This window comes from Variovorax sp. W1I1 (genome assembly GCF_030815625.1).
In the GTDB taxonomy this organism is placed as follows: domain Bacteria; phylum Pseudomonadota; class Gammaproteobacteria; order Burkholderiales; family Burkholderiaceae_C; genus Variovorax; species Variovorax paradoxus_C.
In genome coordinates, this window is record NZ_JAUSWZ010000001.1 from 4877209 (window position 1) to 4897318 (window position 20110).

The following is a 20110-nucleotide window of genomic DNA, read 5'->3' on the forward strand; positions in this document are numbered from 1 at the left end:
GGCCTAGAGAAAGCGCTCGAGCAGCTTGCGCGAAGGCCGGTCCAGCGCCTTCACATCGGGAATGCGGAACTGCACGCCGTGCGCGCTCGCAATCAGCAGCGCGCCGCCTTCGAGCCGACGGATGTCTTCCTCGGCCTTGAGCACGAAGCTGGTGTCGCCGCGGTCGGTGCTCACGGTCCAGGTGCTGGGCACGCCGAAGCTGGAGACCTTGTGCAGCTTCAGGAGCGTGGGGGCGAAGTCGCGCACCGCGAGTTCTTCTTCGAGCAATGCCCGGGTCTGGGGCGGCAGCGTCTCGGCGCGGTCGATCCAGACCAGCTCACGGCCATCGCCGCCGACCAGCGAGATGCCCTCGCCAGGCGCGGTGAGCGGAAAGGCGCGCACGGGCGTGATGCCCACATGGCGCTCGCCCTGTGCGTCGGTCAGCACGAGGCGGCCGAAGGCGTCGCGCGCGAGATCGAAAGTGGTGATGGTGGTGTCGGTCATGCGTCGCCTGCCGGGTGTGCTGCGTGGCTGATCATCGGCAACTGCGCGCCGGCGCGTTCGTCGACAGCACCTTCGCTCGCATCGTCGTCGGCCTGGCGCAACTGCGCCTGGTAGAGCCGCCAATACGCGCCCTGCTTGGCCATGAGCGCATCGTGCGGCCCGACCTCGACCACCTCGCCGCGGTCCATGACCACGAGCCGGTCGGCCTTGCGCAGCGTCGACAGGCGGTGGGCGATGGCGATGGTGGTGCGGCCCTGCACGAGGTTGTCGAGCGCCTTCTGGATTTCCTTCTCGGTCTCGGTGTCCACCGCCGAGGTGGCTTCGTCGAGGATCAGGATGCGCGGATCGATGAGCAGCGCGCGCGCAATGCTGATGCGCTGGCGCTCGCCGCCCGAGAGCCCCTGGCCGCGCTCGCCGACCAGCGAGTCGTAGCCGTGCGGCAGGCGCAGGATGAAGTCGTGCGCGTGCGCGGCGCGGGCCGCGGCCACCACTTCCGCGCGCGTGGCGTCGGGTTTGCCGTAGGCGATGTTCTGCGCGATGGTGCCGAAGAACAAAAACGGCTCCTGCAGCACGAGCCCCACATGCCGCCGGTAATCGGCCACGGCGAAGCGGCGGATGTCGGTGCCGTCGACCTTGATGGCGCCGTCGGTCACGTCGTAGAAGCGGCAGATCAGGTTGACCAGCGTGCTCTTGCCCGAGCCGCTGTGGCCGACGAGGCCGATCATCTCGCCGGGTTCGATCACGAGATCGAGGTCGTGGATCACCGCGCGCGATCCGTAGCGGAAACCCAGCCCGCTCATCTCGATGCGGCCCTGCACGCGCTCCACCTTCACCGGATTCACCGGTTCGGGCACGTTGCTCACATGGTCGAGGATGTCGAAGATTCGCTTGGCGCCGGCGGCCGCCTTCTGCGTGACCGAGACGATGCGGCTCATCGAGTCCATCCGCGTATAGAAGCGGCCGATGTAGGCGATGAAGGCGGTGAGCACACCCACGGTGATGCTGCCGCGCGCCACCTGCCAGATGCCGAAGCCCCACACCACGAGGAGGCCGATTTCAGTCAGAAGCGACACCGTCGGCGTGAACACCGACCAGGTGCGGTTGAGCTTGTCGTTGACCTGCAGGTTGTAGGCGTTGGCGGTGCGGAAGCGGTCGGCTTCGCGGCGTTCCTGCGCAAAGGCCTTGACCACGCGGATGCCGGGAATGGTGTCGGCCAGCACATTGGTCACTTCCGACCAGACGCGGTCGATCTTCTCGAAGCCGGTGCGCAGGCGGTCGCGCACCACGTGGATCATCCAGGCGATGAAGGGCAGCGGCACCAGCGTGACCACCGCGAGCAGCGGGTTGATGGAGATCAGGATGGCCGCCGTCATGACGATCATCAGCACGTCGTTGGCGAAATCCAGCGCGTGCAGCGACAGGAAGACGTTGATCCGGTCGGTTTCCGAGCCGATGCGCGACATCAGGTCGCCGGTGCGCTTGCCGCCGAAATAGTCGAGCGGCAGGGTCAGCAGGTGTTCGTAGGTACTGGTGCGCAGGTCCGCGCCGATGCGCTCGGACACCAGCGCCAGCAGATAAGTGCGCGCCCAGCCGAGGCCCCAGCCCAGCAGCGCGGCGCCGAGCAGCCCGCTCAGGTAAAGGGCGACGCGGGAGGGATCGATCTGCTTGCCGTTCTGGAACGGGATCAGGATGTCGTCCATCAGCGGGATGGTCAGGTAGGGCGGGACCAGCGTGGCGGCGGTCGAGAGCAGGGTCAGGAAAAACCCGAGGAAAAGCTGCTTCCTGTACGGCTTGGCGAAACGGCCCAGGCGCAGCAGCACCCAGGTCGAGGGCGGGGTCTGGAGTTCGGTATCGGCCGGCTCGTCGCCGTCGATGGCGTCTGCTGTCGCTTCGGCGACAGCATCTGCGCGCTGACCGAACAGCTTGAGAAGGCGCAGCGCGTTGGCCTGGCTGGCCAGCGTGTAGCGCCAGCGCGCCAGGCGGCCATCGGGGCCGATCAGGTCGAGCGTGCCGACGCCCGAATGGTCGGCCAGAAGCAATTGAAGTGCCGGTTCTGTGAGTGGCCACTCACGCCATTCGCCGCCCGGTTCCAGCGCAATCAGGCGCTGGTCAGTCAGGGCAACTAGGCCGGAAGCGAAACGAAGTTCGTAATCGAGGTCAACCGCCAGTGTTACCAGAACGTTTTCCGCGACTGCGAGCCGGTTTTTCAGCGCACCTGAAGCCGCCTCGATTTCTCCCTCCCGGGTGCCGACTGGATCGTGATGTTGCATTGTGTTTCTTTGACTCTTGCCCGTCGCGGGCCGCAGGGACCGCGCCATGGCGTCCTTTGTCGGGCGCCGATTCTGACTGATTGCCATGGGCGCGCTTGAAGGCGCCGTGGTGCTCGGCCAAAGCACATCGAACGTTTTCATGACCCGTTTCGACGACATCCGCCTGCTGCGCATCAACTATTTGCGCGGTCCCAACCTCTGGACCTACCGTCCGGTGCTCGAAGTCTGGCTCGATCTGGGCCAACTGGAAGACTTTCCCTCCAACAAGATCGACGGCTTCACCGACCGCCTCACGGGCCTGCTCCCGGCGCTCATCGAGCACCACTGCGGCGTGGGCGAGCGCGGCGGCTTCATCCAGCGGCTGACCGAAGGCACCTGGTCGGGCCACGTGCTCGAACACGTCGTCATCGAACTGCTGAACCTGGCCGGCATGCCGACCGGGTTCGGGCAAACCCGTAGCACCTCGGAGCACGGCGTCTACCGCATGGTGTTCCGGGCGCGCGACGAGCAGGTCGCCCGGGTGGCGCTGGCCGAAGGCCACCGCCTGCTGATGGCCGCCATCAACAACGACCCGTTCAGCGCTGCCGAAGTGCAAAAGGCCGTCGACGCGGTCAAGGCCAAGGTCGAAGACTGCTACCTCGGCCCGAGCACCGCCGCCATCGTCTCCGCCGCCACCGACCGCGGCATCCCACACATGCGGCTGAACAGCGGCAACCTCGTGCAACTGGGCTACGGCGCCAACCAGCAGCGCATCTGGACCGCCGAGACCGACTACACCAGCGCCATCGGCGAATCGATCGCCAGCGACAAGGAACTGACCAAGTCCCTGCTCGCGAGCTGCGGCGTGCCGGTGCCCGAAGGCCAGATCGTTTCCAGCGCCGAGGAAGCCTGGGAAGCCGCCGAAGACATCGGCCTGCCGGTGGTCGTGAAGCCCTCCGACGCCAACCACGGCCGCGGCGTGTCGCTCGAGCTGACGACGCGCGAAGAAGTCATGGCCGCCTTCGCGGTCGCGGAGCCCGAGGGCAGCGACGTGATGGTCGAGCGCTTCATCCGCGGCCACGAACACCGCCTCCTGGTGGTGGGCGGCGAAGTGGTGGCGGCCGCGCGCGGCGAGATCATCACCGTGACCGGCGACGGCAAGCTCAGCGTGGCCGAGCTCATCGAAAAGCAGCTCAACAGCGACCCGCGCCGCGGCGCCGAAGAGGAATACCCGCTCGACCTGATCGTGCTGGCCACCGACGCCAAGCTGCAGCTCGAACTCAAGCGCCAGGAGCTGGACGGCGCCGCCGTGCCGGCCGCCGGCCGCGTGGTCACGATCCAGCGCAACGGCAACATGGCCAACGACTGCACCGACCAGGTCCACCCCGAAGTCGCGCACGCCGCTGTGCTGGCCGCGCGCGTCGTGGGCCTGGACATCGCGGGCATCGACCTCGTGGCGCAGGACATCTCCAAGCCGCTCGGCCCCCAGCGCGGCGCGATCGTCGAAGTCAATGCCGGCCCGGGCCTGCTGATGCATCTGAAGCCGGCCGTCGGTTCGCCGCGCCCGGTGGGCCGCGCGATCTGCGACCACCTGTTCCCCAACGACGCGCCCGGCCGCATTCCGGTGGTCGGCGTGGCCGGCTCGCAGGACACCGCGGTGCTCGCGCGCCTCGTCGCCTGGCTCATCAACCTGGGCGGGCGCCACACGGGCCTGGCCTGCCGCGACGGCCTGTTCCTGGAGCGCCGCCGTGTCGATGCGCGCGACAGCGCCAACTGGGAAGCCGGCCATCGCCTGCTGGTGAACCGCGCGGTGCAGGCCGTGGTGATCGAGAACGGCGCCGAGACCATCCTGCGCGACGGCCTGGCCTACGACCGCTGCGAAGTCGGCATCGTGACCGACCTGGAAGGCGCCGAAGCCCTCGCCGACTACGACATCACCGAGAGCGACCAGATGGTGAAGGTGCTGCGCACCCAGGTCGACGTGGTGTTGGGCGAAGGCACGGCCGTGCTGAACGCGGCCGATGCGCGCGTGGCGGGCCTTGCGCCGCTGTGCGATGGCGCCGTCATCCTGTATTCGGCCGACCCGCAGGCTGCCGCGCTCACCGCGCACCAGAGCACCGGCGGCAAGGCCGTGCTCGTGCGGCAGGACCGCGTGGTGCTGGCCAACGGCAGCAGCGAATCGTTTTTGCCGGGCCTGGGCCGCCTCACGATCTGGCGCGCCACCCATGCCGGCGTGAGCCTCGAAAGCGTGCTGGCCGCCGTGGGCGCCGCGTGGGCCATGGGCATTCCGCTGAACCTGATCGGCGCCGGCGTGGAGGCTTTCGAAGCCGACCTGCAGGCGGCCCTGGCTTCGCTGCAACTGTCGCAAACGCAGCCCCTTCAACCTCAATTCGTCTGAGGCGCCCAGCGCCCGACCGCAAGCTCCCGCAAGCCCCATGAAAGTCACCCGCATCCGAGCCCTTCGCGGGCCCAATCTCTGGAGCCGCCACACCGCCATCGAGGCGGTCGTGGCTTGCGAAGGCGATGAAAACGCCATCAGCAAGCTCGCCGGTTTCGAAGCGCGCCTGCGCGCCCGCTTCCCGACCATCGGCGAACTGCACCCGATGGTGCTGGGCCAGCCGCTGGCGCTCGCCCACGTGCTCGAAAACGCGGCCGTGGCGCTGCAGGCGCAGGCCGGCTGCGCGGTCAACTTCGGCCACACCGCGCCGACCGTGGAAGACGGCGTCTACCAGGTCGTGTTCCAGTACAGCGAAGAGGCCGTAGGCCGCCGCGCCATCGAGCTGGCCGAAGCGCTGATCGCCGCCGCGCAGGCCGACACGCCCTTCGACGCGACCGCCGCCATCACCGACCTGCGCGACCTGGACGAATCCGAGCGCCTCGGTCCGAGCACCGGCTCCATCGTCGATGCGGCCGTGGCGCGCGGCATTCCGTACCGCCGCCTGACAAGCGGCAGCCTGGTGCAGTTCGGCTGGGGCTCCAAGCAGCGCCGGATCCAGGCGGCCGAAGTCGACAGCACCAGCGGCGTGGCCGAATCGATCGCGCAGGACAAGGAACTGACCAAGCAACTCCTCAACGCCGCCGGCGTGCCGGTGCCGCTGGGCCGCCCCGTCACCAGCGCCGAAGACGGCTGGGTCGCGGCTGGCGAAATCGGCCTGCCGGTCGTGGTCAAGCCGCAGGACGGCAACCAGGGCAAGGGCGTCACCGTCAACATCACCACCAAGGAACAACTGACCTCGGCCTACGACTCGGCCGCCGTCTATGGCGAGGTGATGGTCGAGAAATTCCTGCCGGGCTTCGACTTCCGCCTGCTGGTGGTGGGCGACCGGCTCGTGGCCGCCGCGCGGCGCGATCCGCCGCAGGTGATCGGCGACGGCCAGCTCACCGTGCGCCAGCTCGTGGACACCGTGAACCTCGACCCGCGCCGCGGCGAAGGCCACGCCACCTCGCTCACCAAGATCCGCCTGGACGACATCGCCATCGGCCGGCTCGAATCGCAGGGCCTCACGCCCGAGAGCGTGCCCGAGCGCGGCCAGCGCGTGGTGCTGCGCAACAACGCGAACCTTTCCACCGGCGGCACCGCCACCGACGTGACCGACACCGTGCACCCCGAAGTGGCCGCGCGCGCGGTCGATGCGGCGCAGATGGTCGGCCTGCACATCTGCGGCGTCGACATGGTCTGCGAGAACGTGCTGCGCCCGCTCGAAGAGCAGCACGGCGGCGTGGTCGAAGTGAATGCCGCGCCCGGCCTTCGCATGCACATCTCGCCTTCGTTCGGCCGCGGCCGCGCGGTCGGCGAAGCGGTGGTCGACACCATGTTCGCCCACGGCGACGACGGCCGCATTCCCGTGGTCGCGGTCACCGGCACCAACGGCAAGACGACCACCGCGCGCCTCATCAACCACCTGCTCGCCTCCAGCGGCCTGCGCACCGGCATGACCAACACCGACGGCGTGTACGTCGATGGCCGGCAGACCGACAGCGGCGACTGCAGCGGCCCGAAGAGCGCACGCAACGTGCTGATGCACCCCGACGTCGATGCGGCCGTGTTCGAAGTGGCCCGCGGCGGCGTGCTGCGCGAGGGCCTCGGCTTCGACCGCTGCCAGGTGGCCGTGGTCACCAACATCGGCAGCGGCGACCACCTGGGCCTGAACTACATCACCACCGTCGAAGACCTCGCGGTGCTGAAGCGCGTGATCGTGCGCAACGTGGCCGCCGATGGCTACGCGGTGCTCAACGCGGCCGACGTGAACGTCGCCGCGATGGCGGCCGGCTGCCCCGGCCACGTGATCTTCTTCACCGCCGACCGCATGCACCCGGTGATGGCCACGCACCGCGCGCAGGGCAAGCGCACCGTGTACGTCGACCAGGACACGCTGGTGGCCGCCGAAGGCTCATGGCGCGAGCGCATCCCGCTGCGCGACGTGCCGATCACGCGCAACGGCACCATCGGCTTCCAGGTCGACAACGTGATGGCCTCGGTGGCCGCGGCCTGGGCCGTGGGCCTGGACTGGGACACCATCCGCAGCGGCCTCGCGAGCTTCATGAACGACGCGGCCGGCGTGCCCGGGCGCTTCAACGTCATGGACTACCGCGGCGCCACCGTGATCGCCGACTACGGCCACAACACCGACGCCATGCGCGCGCTGGTCTCGGCCGTGGACACGATGCCGGCCAACAAGCGCTCGGTGGTGATCAGCGGCGCGGGCGACCGGCGCGATTCGGACATCCGCGACCAGACGGCCATCCTCGGCGAAGCCTTCGACGATGTGATCCTGTACCAGGACGCCGCGCAAAGGGGCCGTGCGGACGGCGAGGTGATGGCGCTGCTGCGCCAGGGCCTGCAGGGCGCGGGTCGCACGCGCCAGATCGACGAGATTCGCGGCGAGTTCGTGGCGATCGATGCGGCACTGGCCCGCCTGCAACCCGGCGACCTGTCGCTGATTCTGGTCGACCAGGTCGAGGAAGCGCTCGCTCACCTGGCACAGCGCATCGCAGCAGGCTGAGCAGGCTGGCGCATGGGTTGACGGACATGTCCCACACCGAAGGGCGTGTCCGGCCCGCCCGCTGAACACAGGGCTGTCCCACACGCGGCAGCCCCTGGCGGGCAGCAGACTGTGGCTCCGGTCGCGAACCTCCGGCGAGGTCGCGTCCCAACCAGGAGCCCGCATGACAACAACAGTTCGTTCCCTTCTTTCCGCCACGGCATTCCTTGCCGCCAGCGGCTTCATCGTCTTCGGCGCACAGACCGCCAGCGCACAGGCGCCGGGCACCGATGCCCGCGCACAGAAGGAACGCGCCGTGTGCGATGGCGTGCAGCAAGACCGCGCGGCGTGCCTGCGCGAAGCCGGTGCTGCAAAACAGGAAGCCGGCCGCGCCGGCCTCACCACGCCGAGCCCGGCACGCGGCCAGGTCAATTCCCTGGCGCGCTGCGCCGAGCAGCCCGCGGCCGATCAGGCCGACTGCGAAGCCCGCATCAAGGGCGGCGGGCGCACCACCACCGAAGGCAGCGTGATGGGCGGCGGCGTGATCCGCGAAACCGTGACCCCGCTGCCGGCCCAACCCGCGCCGGCACGTTGATTTGCAGATCGATCACTCCAAGGAGCACATCATGAAAAGCAACACCCCCTCGATCGTCCTTGCCCTGCTCGCCGTCGGCGGCATGGCCACCGCCGGCATCGCCTCCGCACAAGGCTCGCGCGGCGGCACCTACCAGCAGGAACTCGCGGTTTGCGGCCACAACCAGCAAGACCGCGCAGCCTGCATCCGCGAAGCTGGCGCCGCCCGCCAGGAAGCCGCGCGCGGCGGCCTGACCGGCGCGCCCGACTACCGCGCCAATGCGCTCGCGCGCTGCGGCCTGCAGCAGTCGCCCGGTGACCGCAGGGATTGCGAAGCCCGCGTGCTCGGCGGCGCGGGCAACACCAGTGCCAGCGTCGAAGGCAGCGTGATGGGCGGCGGCGTGATCCGCGAATCGGTCACCACCGTCGTGATGCCTGCACCGATGCCCGCCGAGCGCGCACCCGCGCCGATCATGGCGCCGATGCCTGCGGAGCGAATGCCCGATCCGATGATGCCGCCGCCGCGCCCCGCGCCGATGCCGGCACCTTTGCGCTGATCCCGAAGGCATCGCCGCCCGCGTCGCACGACGCGGCGGGGATGCCCTTGATTGTCACGAGACTGTCACAAAAGACGGTGACCTGCTAGCTATAGTTCTCGGTCCCTGCCCACCGAGGAACTCTTTCCCATGAATGCCATCAAGGTCGCTCGCCGATTCATAGAAACGGACCCGGCCAACGAATCGGCCAAGATCCTGGCCCAGCTCGTGTTGGCCCTGGAGTCCGAACGCAGCTTCGAGCTGGTCACGCTCTATTCCCTCGACTACAAGAGCTTCGAGCTCGCCATGGACATCCTGAAGGAATGGCGCCTGGACCGCTACTACGCGAGCAAGTCCAAGCTGTTCGACCTGTCGCTGCAGGTCACCGAACTCGAGAAAAGCTGACCGTCCCTGTCGCCGGGATACCGCTCAGACGAACATCCCGCCCGACACCTCGATGCGCTGGGCATTCACCCAGCGGCTCCCCTCTCCCAGCAAGCCCGCGATCGCACCGCCGATGTCGTCGGGCTTGCCCGTGCGTCCGAGCGCGGTGAAGCCCGCCACCATCGCATTCACCTGGGCGTTGTCGCGCACCATGCCGCCGCTGAAGTCGGTTTCGATCGCGCCCGGCGCGATCGTGTTCGCGGCGATGCCGCGCTTGCCGAGTTCCTTGGCGAGGTAGCGCGTCAGCACTTCCACGGCGCCCTTCATCGCGGCATAGGCCGAAGCGCCTTCCATGGCGAAGCGCGTCAGCCCCGTCGACACGTTGACGATGCGCCCGCCATCGTTGATGAGCGGCAGCAGCTTCTGCGTGAGGAAGTACGTGCCCTTGAAGTGGATGTTGTAGAGCGCATCGAACTGCGCTTCGGTCATGTCCTCGAAGTTCACATGCAGGCCGACGCCCGCGTTGTTCACCAGGAAGTCGAAGCGCTCGCGCCGCCAGGTGGCCGCGAGCACCGCCTTCACCGACTCCGCGAACGCGGCGAAGGCCTTGCTGTCGCCCACGTCGAGTTGCAGTGCGACGGCGCGGCGCCCTTTCGCCTCGATCTCGGCGACCACCGCCTTTGCGGCGGCTTCGTTCGACACGTAGGTCAGGATCACATCGACGCCATCGGCGGCAAGCGCCAGCGCGGCGCTGCGGCCGAGGCCACGGCTGCCGCCGGTGATGAGTGCGATGCGGGATGGATTGGAAGTGCTGGAAGCGGTCATTTCAAAGTCCTCGGGTGTTGATCGGTGAATCGATACGTGGACTTTAAAAATTACCGGCAGAAAGATAAATTCCGCCAAACTGCGCACACTGTTATCTGAAGAAGAAACAATCTGCCGCCATGAACACCGACGAACTGCGCATCTTCTCGAGGGTCGCCGAGCTCGCGAGCTTCAGCCGCGCCGCGGACCAGCTCGGCCTGACCCGCGCTCGCGTCTCGGTGGCCGTGCAGCACCTCGAAGAGCGCCTGGGCACGCGGCTCCTGCAGCGCACCACGCGCAGCGTGCGGCTCACCGAAGACGGCGAGCGCTTTCTCGACCGCTGCAGGGACTACCTCTCCGAAGGCGAGCAACTGGCCACCATGTTCCGCGCGAACACCGGCGGCCTCACGGGGCGCCTGCGCATCGACCTGCCGGCCACCTTGGCGCGCGACCTTGTCATTCCGCGCCTGCCCGAATTCCTCGCGCGGCATCCTGCATTGGAGATCGGCATCAGCACCACCGACCGCCGCGTCGACCTGGTGAACGAGGGCTTCGACTGCGTGCTGCGCGTGGGCGCTCTGGGCGACTCCGAGCTCATCGCGCGGCCGCTCGGTTTCATGCGGATGGCCAACGCCGCAAGCCCGGCCTACCTGCGGGCGCACGGCACACCGCACACGCTGGCCGACCTCGCGCAGCACCGCATCGTGCACTTCGCGCAGACCCTCTCGCCGAACGACGCCGGCTGGGAATACTTCGACGCGGCCCAGGGCCGCTACCGAATCAAGCCGGTGCGCGCCATCGTCACGGTGAACGGCACCGATGCCTACAACGCCGCGGCGGTCGCGGGCCTCGGCCTGATCCAGGCACCGGTCGGCGGGCTGCTGCCCTGCTTTGCGGCCGGCTCACTGGTGGAGGTGATGCCGGCGTTCACCGCGCGGCCCATGCCGGTGTCGCTGGTGTACGCCAACCGGCGGCAGCTCGCGCCGCGCGTGCTTGCGGTGATGGACTGGCTGGCCGAACTCCTCGCGCCCTACTTCGTCGAGGGCAGCGAAATGACTATCGCCCCCAGCGCAGCACCAGCGGGTCCAGCCGCTTCGCCGTCTCGATCAACCCGGCGCGCGTTGCGGGATGCATCGCCGGCAGCGGATGCCGCGGTGCCTCGCAAGCGATCACGCCGCCCTCCTTCATGAGCGACTTGCAGGCCAGCAGGCCCGCCTGCCGGTTCTCGTAGTTGATGAGCGGCAACCACTGCTGATAGAGCGCGAAGGCCTTGTCGCGGTCGCCCGCGCGGTGCGCTTCGATGATCGGGCGGATGCCATCGGGATAGCCGCCGCCGGTCATCGAACCGGTCGCGCCGGCATCGAGGTCGGGCATCAGCGTGATGGCCTCTTCGCCGTCCCACGGGCCTTCGATGGCGTCGCCACCCAGGCGGATCAGCTCGCGCAGTTTCGCGGCCGCATTGGCGGTCTCGATCTTGAAGTACGCGACGTGCTCGATCTCCTTGGCCATGCGCGCAAGGAACGGCGCCGACAGCACCGTGCCGCTCGCGGGTGCATCCTGGATCAGGATCGGAATGCCCACCGCATCGGACAGTCCCGCATAGAACTCGAAGATCTGCGGCTCGGGCACGCGGAAGGTGGCGCCGTGGTACGGCGGCATCACCATCAGCATCGCGGCGCCCATGTCCTGCGCGCGGCGGCTGCGCTCGGCGCAGACCTTGGTGCTGTAGTGCGTGGTCGTCACGATCACAGGCACGCGGCCTTTCACGTGTTCGAGCATCGTGCGCGTGAGCACCTCGCGCTCTTCGTCCGACAGCACGAACTGCTCCGAGAAATTCGCGAGGATGCAAAGCCCGTCGGAGCCCGCGTCGATCATGAAATCGACGCAGCGCTTCTGGCTTTCCAGGTCGAGTGCGCCCTGTTCGGTGAAGGTGGTCGGCACCACCGGGAAGATGCCGCGGTATCTAGGGGTCATGGTGTGTGGTCAGTGTGAATGGCGTGGAACGGCGGAGCCTCTGCAGCCCACCAGAAAGTCGAAGTCGCAGCCTTCGTCGGCCTGCAGCACATGGTTGACGTAGAGCTTCTGGTAGCCGCCGCCGCGCGTGCTCATCGGTTGCGCATCGGAGGCGGACAGCGACGCCAGGCGCGCAGACAGCTCTTCATCGCTGATGTCCAGGTGCAGGCGCCCCGCATCGCAGTCGAGCTCGATCCAGTCGCCATCGCGCACCGCCGCGAGCGGCCCGCCGTCTGCCGCTTCGGGTGCGACGTGCAGCACCACCGTGCCGTAGGCCGTGCCGCTCATGCGTGCATCCGAGATGCGCACCATGTCCTTCACGCCCTGGCGCAGCAGCTTGGGCGGCAGGCCCATGTTGCCGACCTCGGCCATGCCGGGGTAGCCCTTGGGGCCGCAGTTCTTGAGCACCATCACGCAGCTCGCATCGATGTCGAGCGACTCGTCCACGATGCGTTCCTTGTAGTGCTCCAGGTTCTCGAACACCACGGCGCGGCCGCGGTGCTTGAGCAGTTCGGGCGTTGCCGCCGAGGGCTTGAGCACCGCGCCGCGCGGCGAGAGGTTGCCGCGCAGGATGCGGATGCCGCCATCGGCGATCAGCGGGTTGTCGAGCGGGCGGATCACCTCGTCGTTCAGGCTCGGCGCCTCGCGCACGTTGTCCCAGATCGACTGGCCGTTGACCGTGAGCGCATCGGGGTGTGGCAGCAATCCGTTCTCGCCGAGCCGGCGCAGCACGGCGGGCAGCCCACCCGCGTAATAGAACTCTTCCATCAGGAAGCGCCCCGAGGGCATCAGGTCGACGATGGTCGGCGTGTTGCTGCCGATGCGCGTCCAGTCTTCCAGTTCGAGGTCGACGCCGATGCGGCCCGCAATCGCCTTCAGGTGAATCACCGCATTGGTCGATCCGCCGATGGCCGCGTTCACGCGAATGGCGTTCTCGAACGCTTCGCGCGTGAGGATCTTCGAGAGCGTGAGCCCTTCCTTGGCCATCTGCACCGCGCGCATGCCCGACATCTGCGCGAGCACATAGCGCCGCGCATCGACCGCCGGAATCGCCGCGTTGTGCGGCAGCGAAGTGCCCAGCGCCTCGGCCATGCAGGCCATGGTCGAGGCGGTGCCCATCGTGTTGCAGGTGCCCGCCGAGCGCGACATGCCACCCTCGGCCGAGAGGAACTGGTGCAGGTTGATCTCGCCGGCCTTCAGCGATTCGTGCAGTTGCCACACGGCGGTGCCCGAGCCGATGTCCTTGCCCTCGAGCTTGCCGTTGAGCATCGGCCCACCGGTCACCACGATGGCCGGGATGTCGCAGCTTGCCGCGCCCATCAGGAGCGCCGGCGTGGTCTTGTCGCAGCCGGTGAGCAGCACGACGGCATCGACCGGATTGCCGCGGATGGCTTCTTCCACATCCATGCTCGCGAGATTGCGCGTGAGCATCGCGGTGGGCCGCAGGTTCGATTCGCCGTTCGAGAACACCGGAAACTCGACAGGGAAGCCACCCGCTTCCGAAATGCCGCGCTTCACATGCTCCGCGATCTTGCGGAAGTGCGCGTTGCACGGCGTGAGCTCCGACCAGGTGTTGCAGATGCCGACGATCGGCCGGCCGTCGAACTCATGGTCCGGAATGCCCTGGTTCTTCATCCAGCTGCGGTACATGAAGCCGTTCTTGTCGGCCGAGCCGAACCATTCGGTCGAGCGCAGTTTCTTCGGAGGGGTGTCCGGCATGCGAAAGTGTCCTGAGAGAAAAGAGGGAGAAGGAAAAAAAGAACGTCAGCGCCGGGGTGCGCGCGACGTGAAGAAGCGTTGCAGCAGGCAGAACACGAAGAGCAGCGCGCCGACGACGATGCGCGTCCACCAGGAGCTCAGCGTGCCGTCGAAGGAAATCAGCGTCTGGATGATCCCGAGCATCAGCACGCCGAAGAGCGTGCCCGCCACATAGCCCACGCCGCCGGTGAGCAGCGTGCCGCCGATCACCACCGCCGCGATGGCGTCGAGCTCCAGCCCGAGCGCATGCAGGCCGTAGCCCGAGAGCATGTAGAAGGTGAAGATCACGCCCGCCAGCGCCGAGCAGAAGCCCGAGAGCGTGTACACGCCCACGAGCGTGCGGCGCACCGGCAGGCCCATCAGCATTGCCGAATGCTCGCTGCCGCCGATGGCGTACACCGCGCGGCCGAAGGGCGTGCAGTGCGCGATGAACACCGCGGCCAGCAGCACCACGATGGCGATCACCGCGCTGATCGAGACCGAGGCTTCGCCCCAGATCGGAATGCGGATCTGCGAGACCTCCGAATAGAACTCGTTGGTGATGCTGATCGAATCGATGCTGATGAGATAGCAGAGCCCGCGCGCGAGGAACATACCCGCGAGCGTGACGATGAAGGGCTGCAGCCGGAAGCGCTCGATGAGCAGGCCCATGAACGCGCCGAAGGCGGTGCCCATCGCGAGCACCAGCGGAATCACGATGGCCGGGCTCCAGCCGTGCTTCTCGACCAGCGAGGCCGACACCATCGTCGTGAGCGCAATCACCGAGCCCACCGAGAGATCGATGCCGCCCGAGAGGATCACGAAGGTCATGCCGACCCCGACGACGATGAGGAAGGCGTTGTCGATCAGCAGGTTGAGGAACACCTGCGCCGAGAAGAAGCCGTCGTAGAACACCGAGCCCAGCGTCGCCATCAGAACGAACAGCGAGATGGTGGCCGTGAGCGGCAGGTACTTCGGGTTGAGCCCTGCCCTGCCCTCTTTCCGAGGAACGGGTTGAGGCGAGGGAGCAGCGTTCGTCTCGATCACCGCGCTCATGCCCGTCCCCCTTCATACGCCGGCCGCTGCACCAGCGACCGCACTTCCGACCTGAACTCCGGCGACTGCAACAGCATCACCACGAACACCACCACCGCCTTCACCACGAGGTTGATTTCCGGCGGCACGCCGAGCGAATAGATCGCATAGGTGAGCGTCTGGATGATCAGCGCGCCGATCACGCTGCCCACCAGGCTGAAGCGGCCGCCCGTGAGCGCCGTGCCGCCGAGCGTGACCGCAAGAATGGCGTCGAGCTCCAGCAACTGGCCGGCGTTGTTGCCGTCCGCGCTCTTCACGTTCGAGCTGATCAAGAGACCCGCCACGCCCGCGCAGAGGCCGCAGAACGCATACGCGCCGACGACGAGCCGCCGCGACTGGATGCCCGCCACGCGCGCCGCGGTCGGGTTGATGCCCACCGCCTGGATGAACAGGCCGAGGGCCGTGCGCGTGATTGCGAGGTACAGCAGCACGAACACCGCCGTCACGATGAACAGCGAGAACGGCAGGCCCAGCAGGTAGCCGCTGCCGAGGAAGAAGAAGGGCTTGTAGTAGATCGTGATGATCTGCCCGTCCGCGACGAGCTGCGCGATGCCGCGGCCCGCGACCATGAGGATCAGCGTCGCGATGATCGGCTGCATGCCGACCTTGGCGACCAGCAAACCGTTCCAGAGGCCGCACAGCAGCGCGACGGCGAGCGCCGCAAGGATCGCGAGCGGCATCGGGAAGCGGCTCACGTCGCTCGCGACAGAGCCGCCGATCATCCAGGCCGCGACCGCCGCCGCAATGGCCACCACCGCGCCGACCGAGATGTCGATGCCGCGGGTGGCGATCACGAGCGTCATGCCGAGCGAGACCAGCACCAGCGGCGCCGCGCGGTTCAAGATGTCGATGAGGCTGCCGTACAAGTGGCCGTCGCGCCATTCGAGATGCAGGAAGCTGGCGTTGAACGCGGTGTTGATCGCGAGCAGCAAAAGCAATGTGACGATGGGCCAGGCGAGGCGATGGCTCATGAGGGACGAGAAGCGGTTCATGCTGCAGCAATCATTTCGTAGACCTCGTCCTCGGTCGAGCCGCCCGGCAACTCGCCCACCTTCTGCCGGTCGCGCAGCACCACGATGCGATGCGCCACGCGCACCACTTCGCTCATCTCCGACGAGATGAAGACCACCGCCATGCCCGCACGCGCGAGCCGCAGGATCTCTTCCATGATTTCCTGCTTGGCCGCGACGTCGATGCCGCGCGTGGGTTCGTCCAGGATCAGCAGGCGCGGCTCGGTCGCGAGCCAGCGCGCGATCATGGCCTTCTGCTGGTTGCCGCCCGAGAGCAGGCCGATGGGGGTTTCGACGCTCGCCGTCTTGATGCCCAGCGAGGCGACGAAGCGCTCGGCCATCGCGGTCTGCTCGGCGTGCGAAAGAAATTTCCGTGTGCCCAGGCGTGCCTGCAAAGCCAGAGCGATGTTCTCCCGCACCGACAGCTCGGCCACGATGCCGTCGGTCTTTCGCTCTTCGGGGCACAGCGCGAGTCCTTCGCGGATCGCATCGGCCGGGTTCGAGAAAGTGACGGCGCGGCCGTCGACCTTGAGCACGCCGCGGTCGGGCGATTCAAGGCCGAACAACAGCCGCGCCAGCTCGGTGCGGCCTGCGCCGAGCAACCCCGCGATGCCGACGACTTCGCCGGCACGCACGCGCAGGTCGGTGGCCTGCAACTGCCCGGCCTGGCCCAACCCTTCGGTCTGCAGCAAGGCGGGCGCGGCTTCATCGAATGCCGGCAGCGCGGCGGGCCGTGCCGACTGCGCAGCCAGTTCGCGACCGAGCATCGCCGCGATCAGCGCTTGCGGGCCGAGGTCCGCCGCCTTCCATTCGCCCACCCAGTTGCCATTGCGCAGCACGGTGATGCGGTCCGACACCGCGTACATCTGGTTGAGAAAGTGCGTCACGAAGACGATCGCGAGCCCCTCGCTGCGCAGGCGCCGCAGCACCTCGAACAGCTTCTCGACTTCGTCGTCATCGAGGCTCGATGTCGGCTCGTCGAGGATCAGCACCTTCGACGACACGCCGAGCGCGCGCGCGATCGCCACCAGTTGCTGTACCGCGACCGAGTAGCTGGACAGCAGGCGCGTCACGTCGATGTCGAGCCCGATGCGCGCCAGCAATTCGGCCGCGCGGCGGTTCACCGCCGCCCAGTCGATGCGAAAACCCTGCAACGCGCCGCAGCGCGGATAGCGCCCCGCGAACACGTTCTCCGCCACCGAGAGATTCGGGCACAGGTTCACCTCCTGGTAGACCGTGCTGATGCCCAGCTTCTGCGCCTCCAGCGGCGAGCCGGGCCGGATGGCCTGGCCGTCGAAGAACATCTCGCCGCCGCTGGACGGCAGCACGCCGGTGAGCACCTTGATCAGCGTCGACTTGCCCGCGCCGTTCTGTCCCATCAGCGCATGCACCTCGCCCGGGTACAGCCGCAGCTGGACATCGTTCAGCACCGGAATGCCGCCGAACTGCTTGTGGATGCCCCGCAGCTCGAGCACGGGGGCGAGGGTCGTGCGCTCGGTCATGCGGTTACTTGTTCTTGTTGTAGACGTCGATGAACACGGCCGCCAGCAGCACCAGTCCCTTGATGACCTGCTGGTAGTCGATGCCGATGCCCAGGATCGACATGCCGTTGTTCATCACGCCCATGATGAAGGCGCCGATTACCGCGCCCATCACCCGGCCCACGCCGCCCGATGCAGACGCACCGCCGATGAAGCAGGCCGCGATCACGTCGAGTTCGAAACCCAGGCCCGCCTTGGGCGTGGCCGTGTTGAGCCGCGCCGCGAACACGAGGCCCGCGAGTGCGGCGAGCGCGCCCATGTTCACGAAAGTGAGGAACGCGAGCCGCTGCGTCTTCACACCCGACAGCCGCGCGGCCTTCTCGTTGCCGCCCAGCGCATAGATGCGCCGGCCGATGGTCGTGCGGTTGGTGACGAAGTCGTACACCACGATCAGCACCGCCATCACCACCAGCACGTTGGGCAGGCCCTTGTAGGTGGAGAGCAGGTAGCTGAAGAACAGGATGATCGCCGCGAAGAACAGGTTCTTCACGAGGAAGAAGGCGTAGGGCTCCTGCTCCATGCCGTGCGCCTTGAGCTTGGCGCGTCCGCGCAGCTTGAAGAACACCAGGGCCGCGGCAGCGAGCGCACCCACGACCAGCGAGGTGGTGCGCAAGGTGTCGCCGCCGAGCGGATCGGGAATGAAGCCCGAACTCAGGCGCTGGAACTCCACCGGAAACGGCCCCACCGATTGCCCGGCGAGCAGCGCCAGCGTGAGCCCCTTGAACACCAGCATGCCCGCGAGCGTGACGATGAACGACGGGATCTTGCGGAACGCGACGAACCAGCCCTGCGCGGCGCCGATCACCGCGCCGGCCACGATGCTCACGATGGCCGTGGGCACGAAGTGCCATTCGTACTCCACCATCAACACCGCCGCGAGCGCGCCGATGAAGCCGCACACCGAGCCCACCGACAGGTCGATGTGCCCTGCCACGATCACCAGCAGCATGCCCAGCGCCATGATGACGACGTAGCTGTTCTGCAGCAGCAGGTTGGTGAGGTTCAGCGGCCGCAGCAGCGTGCCGTCGGTCAGCACCTGGAACAGCACCATGATCGCGACCAGCGAAATCAGCATGCCGTATTCGCGCAGGTTGTTCTTCAGGAAGCCGACGTGCAGCTTCGGGGAGGCAACAGGAGCGGCGCCTTGCACCGCGTTGGCTTCAGGCTGCGACATGAACGGAACTCCCTGCGCTCACGATGGCATGCATGATGCGTTCCTGCGATGCCTCGGCTGCCGTGAACTCGGCGACGAAGCGCCCCTCGTTCATCACGTAGATGCGGTCGCACATGCCGAGCAACTCGGGCAGTTCGGAAGAAATCATGAGAATGCCTTTGCCCTCGTTCGCGAGCTGGTCGATGATGGTGTAGATCTCGTACTTGGCGCCCACGTCGATGCCGCGCGTGGGTTCGTCCAATATCAGCAGTTCGGGTTTGGTGAAGAGCCACTTGCTCAGCACCACCTTCTGCTGGTTGCCGCCCGACAGGTTGACCACCAGCTGCTCGACGCCCGAGCAGCGGATGTTCAGCGCCTTCCTGTAGTCGTTGGCGACCTTGAATTCGCGGCCGTCGTCGATCACCGAGCGTTCGGAAATCGCATCGAGGTTCGCGAGGCTGATGTTCTTGCGGATGCCTTCTTCCAGCACCAGCCCGAGGCCCTTGCGGTCTTCGGTGACGTAGGCAATGCCGTGGTCGATGGCCTTGCGCACCGTGCTCACGTCCACCGGCTTGCCGTGCATGAGCACCGAACCGCTGATGCGCTGCCCGTACGACTTGCCGAACACGCTCATCGCCAGTTCGGTGCGGCCCGCGCCCATGAGGCCCGCGATGCCGACGATCTCGCCCTGGCGCACATGCAGGTTCACGCCCTTGATCTGTTCGCGGTCGGCATGCAGCGCGTGGTGCACGCGCCAGTCGCGAACCTCGAACACCGTCTCGCCGATCTTCGGCGAGCGCTGCGGGTAGCGGTGTTCCATGTCGCGGCCGACCATGCCGCGGATGATGCGGTCTTCGCTGATCGGGTCGCTGCGGCAGTCGATGGTTTCCACCGTCGCGCCGTCGCGCAGTACGGTGATCGAATCGGCCACCTTGGCGATCTCGTTGAGTTTGTGCGAGATGAGGATCGATGCGATGCCCTGGCGCTTGAGTTCAAGCAGCAGCATCAGCAGCGCATCGCTGTCGTTCTCGTTCAGGCTGGCGGTGGGCTCGTCGAGGATGAGGAGCTTCACCTCCTTGGCCAGCGCCTTCGCAATTTCCACCAGCTGCTGCTTGCCGACACCCAGGTCGGTCACCAGCGTGGTGGGCAGCTCTTTCAGGCCCACCTTGGCGAGCAGCTCGCGCGTCCTCGCATAGGCGGCGAACCAGTCGATCACGCCGCCGCTCGCGATCTCGTTGCCGAGAAACAGGTTCTCGGCAATCGAGAGCAGCGGCACCAGCGCGAGCTCCTGGTGAATGATGATGATGCCCAGCTTCTCGCTGTCGGCGATCGTCTTGAAGCGGCGCAGCTCGCCCTCGAAATGGATCTCGCCCGTGTACGAGTCGCACGGGTAGACGCCGCTCAGCACCTTCATGAGCGTCGACTTGCCCGCGCCGTTCTCGCCGACCACCGCGTGGATCTCCCCCGCGCGCACGGCGAGGTTGACGTTGCTGAGGGCTTTCACCCCCGGGAACGTCTTGGTGATCCCGCGCATCTCGAGGATCGTGCGC

General features: G+C 67.4%; 15 protein-coding genes and 1 pseudogene. 6 read left to right on the forward strand and 10 right to left on the reverse strand.

Annotated features, from left to right (window positions below; translation table 11 throughout):
• Positions 1-3: 3 nt before the first annotated feature.
• Positions 4-483 carry a DUF1854 domain-containing protein gene (locus QFZ83_RS22895; protein WP_306880242.1) on the reverse strand — a complete coding sequence of 160 codons (480 nt, stop codon included), beginning with the start codon at positions 481-483 and terminating at the stop codon, positions 4-6.
• Positions 480-2753, reverse strand: coding sequence for an ABC transporter ATP-binding protein (locus QFZ83_RS22900; RefSeq protein WP_307510330.1), 2274 nt, complete (start codon positions 2751-2753; stop codon positions 480-482). Before QFZ83_RS22900 ends, QFZ83_RS22895 begins: the two co-directional genes overlap by 4 nt.
• 139 nt (positions 2754-2892) lie before the next feature.
• Here QFZ83_RS22900 and cphA (QFZ83_RS22905) point away from each other — a divergent pair, with 139 nt between their 5' ends.
• The 5 genes from cphA (QFZ83_RS22905) (at position 2893) to QFZ83_RS22925 (ending at position 9228) form a co-directional block, all read left to right on the forward strand.
• Entirely contained in the window at positions 2893-5130 is a 2238-nt protein-coding gene (gene cphA / locus QFZ83_RS22905; protein WP_307510333.1) for a cyanophycin synthetase, read from the forward strand.
• A 37-nt stretch (positions 5131-5167) separates the two neighbouring features.
• Positions 5168-7735 (forward strand): cyanophycin synthetase, encoded by a 2568-nt coding sequence (cphA, locus tag QFZ83_RS22910; protein WP_307510336.1) that lies wholly within the window; start codon positions 5168-5170, stop codon positions 7733-7735.
• 163 nt (positions 7736-7898) lie between these two features.
• Entirely contained in the window at positions 7899-8309 is a 411-nt protein-coding gene (locus QFZ83_RS22915; RefSeq protein WP_307510340.1) for a hypothetical protein, read from the forward strand.
• A gap of 31 nt (positions 8310-8340) precedes the next feature.
• Positions 8341-8844 carry a hypothetical protein gene (locus QFZ83_RS22920; protein ID WP_307510342.1) on the forward strand — a complete coding sequence of 168 codons (504 nt, stop codon included), beginning with the start codon at positions 8341-8343 and terminating at the stop codon, positions 8842-8844.
• A 129-nt stretch (positions 8845-8973) separates the two neighbouring features.
• Entirely contained in the window at positions 8974-9228 is a 255-nt protein-coding gene (locus QFZ83_RS22925; protein ID WP_042580210.1) for a hypothetical protein, read from the forward strand.
• A 24-nt stretch (positions 9229-9252) separates the two neighbouring features.
• Here QFZ83_RS22925 and QFZ83_RS22930 read toward each other — a convergent pair whose 3' ends face one another.
• Positions 9253-10032, reverse strand: coding sequence for an SDR family NAD(P)-dependent oxidoreductase (locus QFZ83_RS22930; RefSeq protein ID WP_307510345.1), 780 nt, complete (start codon positions 10030-10032; stop codon positions 9253-9255).
• 119 nt (positions 10033-10151) lie between these two features.
• On the opposite strand from QFZ83_RS22930, the pseudogene QFZ83_RS22935 reads away from it, so the two are divergent.
• Positions 10152-11024, forward strand: a pseudogene (locus QFZ83_RS22935) (LysR family transcriptional regulator); the annotation flags it as partial.
• 43 nt (positions 11025-11067) lie between these two features.
• Here the strand turns inward: QFZ83_RS22935 and QFZ83_RS22940 are convergent.
• Genes QFZ83_RS22940 through mmsA form a run of 7 tightly spaced genes read right to left on the reverse strand, consistent with a single transcriptional unit; the run spans position 11068 to position 20094 of the window.
• Entirely contained in the window at positions 11068-11985 is a 918-nt protein-coding gene (locus QFZ83_RS22940) for a dihydrodipicolinate synthase family protein (protein ID WP_307510348.1), read from the reverse strand.
• Between the two features lie 9 nt (positions 11986-11994).
• Positions 11995-13743: an IlvD/Edd family dehydratase gene (locus QFZ83_RS22945; RefSeq protein WP_307510351.1), complete on the reverse strand. Its 1749-nt coding sequence runs from the start codon at positions 13741-13743 to the stop codon at positions 11995-11997.
• 45 nt (positions 13744-13788) lie between these two features.
• Positions 13789-14817 carry a galactofuranose ABC transporter, permease protein YjfF gene (gene yjfF, locus QFZ83_RS22950; protein WP_307510354.1) on the reverse strand — a complete coding sequence of 343 codons (1029 nt, stop codon included), beginning with the start codon at positions 14815-14817 and terminating at the stop codon, positions 13789-13791.
• Positions 14814-15848: an ABC transporter permease gene (locus tag QFZ83_RS22955; protein WP_307510357.1), complete on the reverse strand. Its 1035-nt coding sequence runs from the start codon at positions 15846-15848 to the stop codon at positions 14814-14816. The genes yjfF and QFZ83_RS22955 overlap by 4 nt, the downstream gene beginning before the upstream one ends.
• Positions 15845-17368 carry a sugar ABC transporter ATP-binding protein gene (locus tag QFZ83_RS22960; RefSeq protein WP_013539580.1) on the reverse strand — a complete coding sequence of 508 codons (1524 nt, stop codon included), beginning with the start codon at positions 17366-17368 and terminating at the stop codon, positions 15845-15847. Before QFZ83_RS22960 ends, QFZ83_RS22955 begins: the two co-directional genes overlap by 4 nt.
• A gap of 4 nt (positions 17369-17372) precedes the next feature.
• The gene (gene mmsB, locus QFZ83_RS22965; protein WP_013539579.1) at positions 17373-18581 is read right to left on the reverse strand and encodes a multiple monosaccharide ABC transporter permease; all 1209 of its coding nucleotides are present in this window, start codon (positions 18579-18581) and stop codon (positions 17373-17375) included.
• Positions 18568-20094, reverse strand: coding sequence for a multiple monosaccharide ABC transporter ATP-binding protein (gene mmsA, locus QFZ83_RS22970; protein WP_041943335.1), 1527 nt, complete (start codon positions 20092-20094; stop codon positions 18568-18570). The genes mmsB and mmsA overlap by 14 nt, the downstream gene beginning before the upstream one ends.
• Positions 20095-20110 lie beyond the last annotated feature (16 nt).